Origin of the sequence: Candidatus Cryosericum odellii, from assembly GCF_003570935.1 — a bacterium.
GTDB lineage: Bacteria > Caldisericota > Caldisericia > Cryosericales > Cryosericaceae > Cryosericum > Cryosericum odellii.
Window position 1 is genome coordinate 1 of the sequence record NZ_QXIU01000002.1, and the last position, 7,736, is coordinate 7,736.

Consider the following 7,736-nt stretch of genomic DNA (forward strand, 5'->3'; position numbering starts at 1 on the left):
TGTTCCTGGAACAGGAGTGCACACTCTCCATCGGACATCGAGGCGTCGATTGCATTGAAGTTGAGTTTTGAGGCTGACAGCAGTTGCTTGCCATCCTTGTCGAAGATCTCTGCAGTGCGTCCAAAGGTCAGAAAGTCGTTACCTAGCGCGCGAAGGTCGGGATTGTCGGAAGTGGCCGAAATCTGGGCTATCTTCTTCCCCGTCTGGTCGAACAGATAGCGGGGCAGGGGACCGGGGGTGCCCGAGATGCTGCGGCCGTAGCCGACCAGGATGCGTGTGCCGCTGTCGTCGACAACTGTGACGAGTCCTGCCAGTTTCTGGCCTGGGTTGGGGACCGTGAACTTGGCGATGACCTTTCCTTGCGGCGAGACGGTGTAGATGGTGCCGCTTTCCAGTGTCACGACGAGCGTTCCGCTGCGCGCAAGGCTGATCTGCGACCCACGGCCGAAATCGGGTACGGTGTAACCATCCTGGTACTTGCCGGCAATGTCGTACGTGACGAATTGCCGGGATTGGTCTTTCAGGAACGAGTAGACGACGGCAACCCCTCCGGTGACGGTGAACACGGCTTGCTCGACCACGCTGGGAGCCGTCGTTTGTCGCGACCATTTTTGGTGAAGGGCATCATCCAGCAATGTCAGTCGCTGTCCTGCTACCAGAAGGTACTTGCCCGATGTACTCAACGTGAATGACGTGGGATTATCCCCCAGTTCCACACCTTCGCTCTGGCTCGCCCATCCACGTAACGCAAATATCTGGCCGGTCGCGGTNNGCCCACAAGGTCATGGCACCCAGGGTTGCCGCCACAAGGATAAAGGCGGCGAGCCAGCGCTGATTTTGGAGGGTTATGTGCAACAGGTCATGCGACTTAACGGTTTTCTTCATCTCATCACCGTGACAATTCTAGCCTGAACGTCAGGTTTGGCAAAGAAGAGGTTGGTGGGCCCAACGGCATATAGCTCCTGGCGTTGCTTTTGGCGGATGCTCCAATATACTGACATTGTCGACCAGGGAGGTGACCAGTGGACAAGTTCACGGAGCGGGTCATTGCGGGAGCGAAGCGCCTCGGCGCAAGCTACTGCGATTGCCGTCTCATTGACATGGAACGCGAGGACGTGTCGGTTGTCGGGGGAGCGCCTCGGGCCGTCGTGCACGCGCACCAGCGCGGATTTGGGGTCCGCGTCATCGCGAACGGGGCTTGGGGTTTTTCATCGTCGTCTGTCGTGTCCGACGCCGAGGCGGACCATATCGTCGAAGAGGCGGTAGCCATAGCGCACGCGAGCGCGCTGGCAAAGAAGAAGGATGTCGTCCTGGCGCTGGTCGCTCTCAGTCAAGACATGATACCGCACCAGGCCGACGTGGATCCCTTCACGATCCCTGATTCTGAGAAAATCGGATTGCTCGCCGAAGCCACCAGGGCGATGATGTTGCCGGGAATCGTCCTGGCACGAGGTCAGATGCAGTTTCTGAAGGAGCGCAAGATCTTCGCGTCCTCCGAGGGCTCCTACATCGTTCAGGACCGGGTCGAGAGCGGCGCCGGCGTCAGCGCCATGGCTGCCAGTGACAAGGGTGACGTTCAGATCCGCAGTTACCCCATGTTTGCCTCTGGCGACAACGCTCAGTCGGGCTGGGAGTTCGTGGAAGCCATGAAGCTGCTGGAACATGCCGAACCGATCGCCAGGGAAGCCTTGGCGCTCCTCTCCGCCAAACCGTGTCCGTCAGGCGTCAAAGACCTGGTCGTCGGAGGGCAGCAGCTCGCCCTGCAGGTCCACGAGTCATGCGGTCACCCATCCGAGCTGGACCGGGTCATGGGCATGGAGGCCTCGTTCGCCGGGACATCATTTCTGACGCCCGACAAGAAAGGCAGCTTCCGCTATGGGTCCGACATCGTCAACCTGACCGCGGATCCCACGATTCCCCACGCCCTGGGTGGACTCGCGTATGACGACGAGGGGGTGAAGGGCCGCAGGGTATACCTGGTACGGGGCGGTATCTTTGAGCATTACCTCAACTCTCGTGCATCAGCTCCTGTCGTCGGCGAGGAACCCATGGGGGCGATGAGGGCCGATGGCTTCACACGCTGCCCTATTGTCCGTATGGTGAGCATCAACCTTGAACCGGGCGACCTGACCTTCGAGCAGTTGATCGGCGGCGTGGAGGATGGTCTTTACGTGGACGGCATCAAGAGCTGGTCCATCGATGATCGACGCCTCAATTTCCAGTTCGGCAGCGAGGTCGGCTGGGAGATCAAGGGAGGGAAACTCCAGGACATGGTCAAGAACCCGACGTACACCGGCGTCACGTATGAGTTCTGGAGGTCCTGTGACGGCATCGGAGGTCCTGAGCTGTACCACGTGTGGGGTGTCGACAATTGTGGCAAAGGAGAGCCGATGCAAGTGGCACACGTGTCGCATGGTACGTCGCCTGCCCGGTTCCGCCACGTTCAGGTGGGGGTGCTGCATGAGTAAGGAACAGCTTCACGGTCTCATGCACGACGCACTGAAGGCGTCGGACGCAGATCAGACAGAGATCGTGACCATGACCTCCAACAGTGCTCTCACGTGGTATGCCGAGAACATCATCCATCAGAACGTGGCTGAACACACAGCGCAGGTTCAGGCGCGCGCCGTCGTCGGGAAGAAGGTCGGAAGTGCGTCGACGACCGACTGCTCTCCCGAGGGTCTGGCGCTCGTTGTGGAGCAGGCATCGCAGGCTGCCCGGCTTATGCCTGACGATCCCGGGTTTCCAGGTCTTCCGTCTCCTCAGCCGATAGCTGCAGGACGTGTCGGTGGATGGGTCGCAGCGACCGCTGCCTCCCAACCCGGAGAACGTGTTCTTGCGGTGAAGAAGGTCATCAAGCGCGCAGAACACGAGGGCCTGCGGGCAGCCGGGACCTACCAGGTGCAGAACTCTGAACTGGCAGTTGTGAGTTCGATGGGTGTAGCAGCTTATCAGCAGTACACGGTCGCGGCATTGAAAGCCGTCGTCATGGGCGATGACAGTTCCGGATATGGTCTGATGTCGTCGGCCGACATTGCGGACATTGATCCGGAAGCCACAGGCGAACAAGCTGTGCGCACAGCGGTGGAGACACGGCATCCTGCTGAGGTCGGACCCGGAGCCTTTGAGGTTGTCCTGAGCCCGTTTGCCGTCGAGGAGCTCATGGGCATGCTGGCCTATCTTGCCCTGTCCGCTCGCAGTGTCGAGCAGCATACGTGTTTCCTCGAGGGGCACGAGGGTGAGCAGATCGCCTCCCCCATCGTCAGTTTATACGACGACGGGCTGGATCCTGCGGGAATGCCCGTTCCCTTCGATTTCGAGGGAATGCCGAAGCGTCGCGTCGATTTCCTGACTGAAGGCAAAGGGGGGAACGTCGTATATGATTCCTACTATGCCGCTAAGATGGGGCGCGCGACGACAGGGCATTCGCTTCAACAGCCAAACGACATCGGCCCTTATCCGCTCAATATCTTCATGGGTGCAGGTGACAGTAGTGAGGCTGACATGGTTTCTCACGTCGAACGAGGTATCTATGTGACCCGTTTCTGGTACGGCAGCCCTGTCGAGCCGCGGGGCGCGGTGGTTACTGGGACGACGCGAGACGGCACGTACCTCATCGAGAATGGCCGCAAGATGTATGGGATTCGAAACCTGCGGTTCACGCAGGGGCTCGTCGACATGCTTGCACACACTGTCGAAATCAGCCGGAACCGCGTGGTCCTGGCTTCATCATTCGGAATCGGCGCCATGGTGCTCCCCAGTATCCGGGCCAAGGGGTTCCAGTTCACCGGTGTGACACGGTAGCAGAAAGGGAAAGGGAGGAATACAGATGAGACGTATCGCAATCATGACGGCAGGGGCGGACGCACCAGGCATGAACGCAGCCATTCGGTCCGTTGCAAGGCGTTCATTTGAGCTCGGATACGATGTCCTGATGGTACGAGACGGGTTCGAAGGACTTGTGCGTGGCGACATTGAGATCATGAACAAGAAAACAGTCTCCGGTATCCTTCCTCTGGGTGGAAGCATCTTCGGCAGTTCTCGTGTGTCGCCCGAGTTTGCGGTCCAGAACCTGGCGAAGATACGTGGTGTCCTCGAAAGCAACAGCATCACGACCAGTATCATCATTGGCGACCGCAGTGCCGTTGCGGTGGCGGCGGTACTTGACGCAAACAGCATTCCATGTGTTGTTGTGCCCAATACGATCGACAATGATATCTTTGGCACCGACTTCAGCATCGGATTCGACAGCGCGATCACGACCATCAGCGACGCGCTGGACAAGCTCCATTCGACAGCGTCGGCGCATCATCGGGTCATGATCGTGGAGGTCATGGGCCGTCAGTCTGGCTGGCTGGCGCTGTACGGCGGCCTTGCAGGGGGAGCTGATTTCATAGCCATTCCCGAGCAGCCTGTTTCCATAGAGACGCTGGCAACACACCTCAAGCAGCGGAAGGAAGAGGGGAAGGATTTCTCCATCGTCGTCGTCGCCGAGGGATATCCGGTAGCCACGCATGAACCGACTATTGCGGGCAGGCCCGTGGCGGGCTATGGCTTGGCAGAAGCATTGGCCAGCACGACCAACCTGTCCATGCGTGTCACGGTGCTGGGCTATCTCCAGCGGGGCGGTTCGCCTACAGTCTTTGACAGATTGCTGGCCACCCGACTCGGCCTTGCGGCCGTGAACGCGATGCGCGAAGGCAAGTCCGGCATCCTCGTGGGTGAGATTGGTCAGCGGGTCGCCTTCACCGATCTCAGGGAAGCGACGACTCAGCCACACGTCATCCCGGCCGACATTGTCCTTGAAGCCAAGACCTTTTACTAGATCCTGGCCGACCAGCCACACTGCCGCTTGACAGCAAACGCTCCGGCCATCAGACCGGGGCGTTCTTTGTTGATCAATGCCTTGAGGTGGCGCGGATTACTTGCGCCAGTCGCGCGGGTAGAGGAAATCGGTGCCGACGGTGCGCTGCGACAGCTTGGCGATAGGAGGAGCGACGCGCTTGAACTGGGATGTCAGAATCTTGCGCTCGACCCGTTGCACAAGGTCAAGATCAAAGCCTTCTGATATGACTTCGGCAGACGAGCAGCGCTGGTCGACCAGGAGGTACAGGACCTGGTCGAGTGTCTCGTAGCTCACACCGATTTCTCCCTCATCCGTCTGGCCGGCCCAGAGGTCGGCGGAAGGCGGCTTGGCGATGACCTGCTGTGGCAGTCCGATGTGACGCGCAAGCGACCGTACCTGGGTCTTGTACAGGTCGCCGATAGGCATAATGGCACATGCCATATCACCGTACCACGTCGAGTAGCCGACCAGCAGTTCGCTCTTGTTGCTGGTTCCGACGACGAGGGCATTCTCCTCCTTCGACTGGTCGAAGATGACCGCCATGCGCAGGCGAGCCAGCAGGTTGCCCGTCCGCAGCCGGTCGATGCCAGGCTGCAATGCGAGGTATGCATCGGCCATGCCGCTGATGTCCAGCTCCTGCCAGGGAATGCCGCAGAACTCGAACATCGTGCGGGCATCCCGCTTGCTTTCAGCTGAACTGGCCTTGTAGGGAAGGAAGATGGCGTGAACATGGTCGGCTCCGAGAGCGTCGACGGTCAACTTGAGCACCAGTGCAGAATCCAGTCCACCGGAAAGGGCGATGCATGCCTCTGTGAACCCACTCGTGTGCAGCTCTTCCTGGACGAAGCGTTTGAGATAGTCCTCGACAAATTTGTTGTTGAGAGCGAGGGTATCCACTGTCATGAGTTCCTCCTCGTTTCCAGAGCATGGCGTACGATCTCCAGGTCTTCCTCCCGGCGAATGGGAAGCTGGTAGCGGTGCCGTGCAATGTGCGACGTGTCGACGGTTCCGAGGAGCTGTGCTGTCTCGAACCGTGGAGCCGAGACGGTGATGCCTCCGACAGGGTCGCTCAGAGCTGAACCCCCGTAGAATCCGATCCCATCGTCGAATCCAACGCGGTTGACATATACGACGAATATCCCGAGGAACGTACTGGCCGAACCGAGGGCCAAGCCGACGGTCTGCTCGATTGCCAGTTCCTCGCCACCAAACCCACGTGCCGGCATGGCACTGGGCGCCAGTAGCAGCCCTATGCCGAGAGCTGCCATCGTGGACACCTCGAGGGGATGAAACAGGTCACGACAAATGACGATGCCAGTGCGCCCGAAGCGTGTGTCGAAGATCGAGAGTTCCCTCCCGCGTCCAAGGAACTTGAGTTCCTCGAACATGCCGTTTGTGGGCAGATACATCTTGCGGTGGACGTGGCAGACTTCGCCGGCATCCATGAAGAACGCACTGTTGTAGGGAATGCCGTCTTCGCCTTCTTCGACGAAGCCTGCGCAGATCGCGATGTGGCGTGAAAGCTCACGGAGCTGAGCGAACTCGGGGCAGTCGGCGCGGCGCATGACGTCAAGCGTCTGGTCCTTGAGCATGTATCCGGAGAGTGACAGCTCGGGGAACACAATCAGATCGGCGCCGGCCTCAAGAGCTTGCTCCGTCTGGGCGACGTGCATCTTGACGTTGTATTCCAGGTCACCGCACGCAGGATTCACCTGGGCAAGAGCGACGGTATAGGTCATTGAACCTCCTTGACGGGGCGGATATTGTGACGGATGAGGGCAAGGAGTGGAAGGCCGAGGAGAATGACAACAGCCGCCTCACCGGCCAGGATCGACAGCGCCACTGGCACGTAGACTCTCCAGGAAAAGTTCGCCAGGATGAAGCGCAGCCCCGCCGTGAGGCTGTGTTTGAGAGGCAAATTCTCAGCGGCCGGCAGGGTGAGTGTTGATACGTAGGCGGACACGATGAGTGCGTTGAGGACGATCGGCGGTATGGCTGCCAGCCAGAGCCTGCCGGTCCTGCGCAAGCGTCTAGTGAGAAGTGCCGCCAGCACGGTTACACCGGTGCCGATAACGACGTCGATGAGACCAAACGGGGAGAACAGGTTGGCGACAAGACAACCGACGGCCACGCCAACGACTGCCTCGTCGAGCAGAAATGGCAGCAGGACCAGCGCTTCCCCCAGCCGGAACTGCACGACTCCGTAGCTGATGGCATTGAAGGGTGGAACCATTGTGAAGACGATGTACATTGCTGCAATGAGGGCGGCGCGGGTAATCTGGACCGTGCTGTGGCGGTTCATTCTGGAGATTTGCGCTCGCCGGGAAGAGTCGTCGCCATGGTGTCGTCGGCGATCTCCTTGCTCTTGCCGCCTGGTTTCAGTCGCTTGTTCTGGCCAAGCATCATCGCGCGGAACCTCTTCCGGAGGGCCATGTCGCCAGCGAAAGCGATTATAGTGGCAAGCAGCAGACCGACGAAGAAGGAGGCGTAGGCTACTGCTTTGACTGACGTTTGTATTGTCGGGAAGAACGGAATCGGCAGTTTAACGGGCTCTATTGGCAACTGGCCAATGACAACTGCGAGGACGGCAAACACGACAAGAAAAACGACCAGACTAGTCAACACTCGCTTCATATAACACCTCCAAACTTTACCACATTATATTACAGGCATTCTTGACAACGGCAACTTTCTGCCTAATATACCCCAAGGGGTATATGATGGAGAAGACAAAGGTCTTACATAGCCTTCGACGTGTCGAAGGGCAGTTGCGCGGGATTCAGAAGATGGTCGACGAAGGTCGTCCATGCAATGAAGTCCTGGTGCAGCTTGTGGCTGCTCACGCGGCCATAGGCCGCATCGGAACCGACATCCTTCTCAACGAAGTCGG

General features: G+C 59.1%; 9 protein-coding genes. 4 read left to right on the forward strand and 5 right to left on the reverse strand.

Going from position 1 to position 7,736, the window contains the following annotated elements; translation table 11 throughout:
• A partial coding sequence (locus tag SMC5_RS00040; RefSeq protein ID WP_133299123.1) for a hypothetical protein occupies positions 1 to 716 on the reverse strand: 716 nt, incomplete at its 3' end.
• A 306-nt stretch (positions 717 to 1,022) separates the two neighbouring features.
• Between SMC5_RS00040 and SMC5_RS00045 the strand changes: the two genes are divergently transcribed.
• From SMC5_RS00045 to SMC5_RS00055, 3 genes are read left to right on the forward strand one after another with little or no spacing between them, the layout of a single operon-like run.
• Positions 1,023 to 2,468, forward strand: coding sequence for a TldD/PmbA family protein (locus SMC5_RS00045; RefSeq protein ID WP_119119091.1), 1,446 nt, complete (start codon positions 1,023 to 1,025; stop codon positions 2,466 to 2,468).
• Positions 2,461 to 3,804 carry a TldD/PmbA family protein gene (locus tag SMC5_RS00050; RefSeq protein WP_165846110.1) on the forward strand — a complete coding sequence of 448 codons (1,344 nt, stop codon included), beginning with the start codon at positions 2,461 to 2,463 and terminating at the stop codon, positions 3,802 to 3,804. Before SMC5_RS00045 ends, SMC5_RS00050 begins: the two co-directional genes overlap by 8 nt.
• 25 nt (positions 3,805 to 3,829) lie before the next feature.
• Positions 3,830 to 4,825 carry a 6-phosphofructokinase gene (locus SMC5_RS00055; protein WP_119119093.1) on the forward strand — a complete coding sequence of 332 codons (996 nt, stop codon included), beginning with the start codon at positions 3,830 to 3,832 and terminating at the stop codon, positions 4,823 to 4,825.
• A 96-nt stretch (positions 4,826 to 4,921) separates the two neighbouring features.
• Here SMC5_RS00055 and SMC5_RS00060 read toward each other — a convergent pair whose 3' ends face one another.
• Genes SMC5_RS00060 through SMC5_RS00075 form a run of 4 tightly spaced genes read right to left on the reverse strand, consistent with a single transcriptional unit; the run spans position 4,922 to position 7,480 of the window.
• The gene (locus tag SMC5_RS00060) at positions 4,922 to 5,749 is read right to left on the reverse strand and encodes an NAD+ synthase (protein WP_119119094.1); all 828 of its coding nucleotides are present in this window, start codon (positions 5,747 to 5,749) and stop codon (positions 4,922 to 4,924) included.
• Entirely contained in the window at positions 5,746 to 6,585 is an 840-nt protein-coding gene (locus tag SMC5_RS00065; protein ID WP_119119095.1) for a nitrilase-related carbon-nitrogen hydrolase, read from the reverse strand. Before SMC5_RS00065 ends, SMC5_RS00060 begins: the two co-directional genes overlap by 4 nt.
• Positions 6,582 to 7,148: a QueT transporter family protein gene (locus SMC5_RS00070; RefSeq protein ID WP_119119096.1), complete on the reverse strand. Its 567-nt coding sequence runs from the start codon at positions 7,146 to 7,148 to the stop codon at positions 6,582 to 6,584. Before SMC5_RS00070 ends, SMC5_RS00065 begins: the two co-directional genes overlap by 4 nt.
• A complete protein-coding gene (locus SMC5_RS00075) occupies positions 7,145 to 7,480 on the reverse strand; it encodes a hypothetical protein (RefSeq protein ID WP_119119097.1) in 336 nt (111 codons plus the stop codon). Before SMC5_RS00075 ends, SMC5_RS00070 begins: the two co-directional genes overlap by 4 nt.
• Before the next feature lie 86 nt (positions 7,481 to 7,566).
• Between SMC5_RS00075 and SMC5_RS11500 the strand changes: the two genes are divergently transcribed.
• A partial coding sequence (locus SMC5_RS11500; protein WP_407079746.1) for a metal-sensitive transcriptional regulator occupies positions 7,567 to 7,736 on the forward strand: 170 nt, incomplete at its 3' end.

Excerpts from the sequence above, each read along its gene's own strand:
- SMC5_RS00050 (WP_165846110.1), top strand. The coding sequence starts at position 2,461 with ATGAGTAAGGAACAGCTTCACGGTCTCATGCACGACGCACTGAAGGCG.
- SMC5_RS00055 (WP_119119093.1), top strand. The coding sequence starts at position 3,830 with ATGAGACGTATCGCAATCATGACGGCAGGGGCGGACGCACCAGGCATG.
- SMC5_RS00060 (WP_119119094.1), bottom strand. The coding sequence starts at position 5,749 with ATGACAGTGGATACCCTCGCTCTCAACAACAAATTTGTCGAGGACTAT.
- SMC5_RS00065 (WP_119119095.1), bottom strand. The coding sequence starts at position 6,585 with ATGACCTATACCGTCGCTCTTGCCCAGGTGAATCCTGCGTGCGGTGAC.
- SMC5_RS00070 (WP_119119096.1), bottom strand. The coding sequence starts at position 7,148 with ATGAACCGCCACAGCACGGTCCAGATTACCCGCGCCGCCCTCATTGCA.
- SMC5_RS00075 (WP_119119097.1), bottom strand. The coding sequence starts at position 7,480 with ATGAAGCGAGTGTTGACTAGTCTGGTCGTTTTTCTTGTCGTGTTTGCC.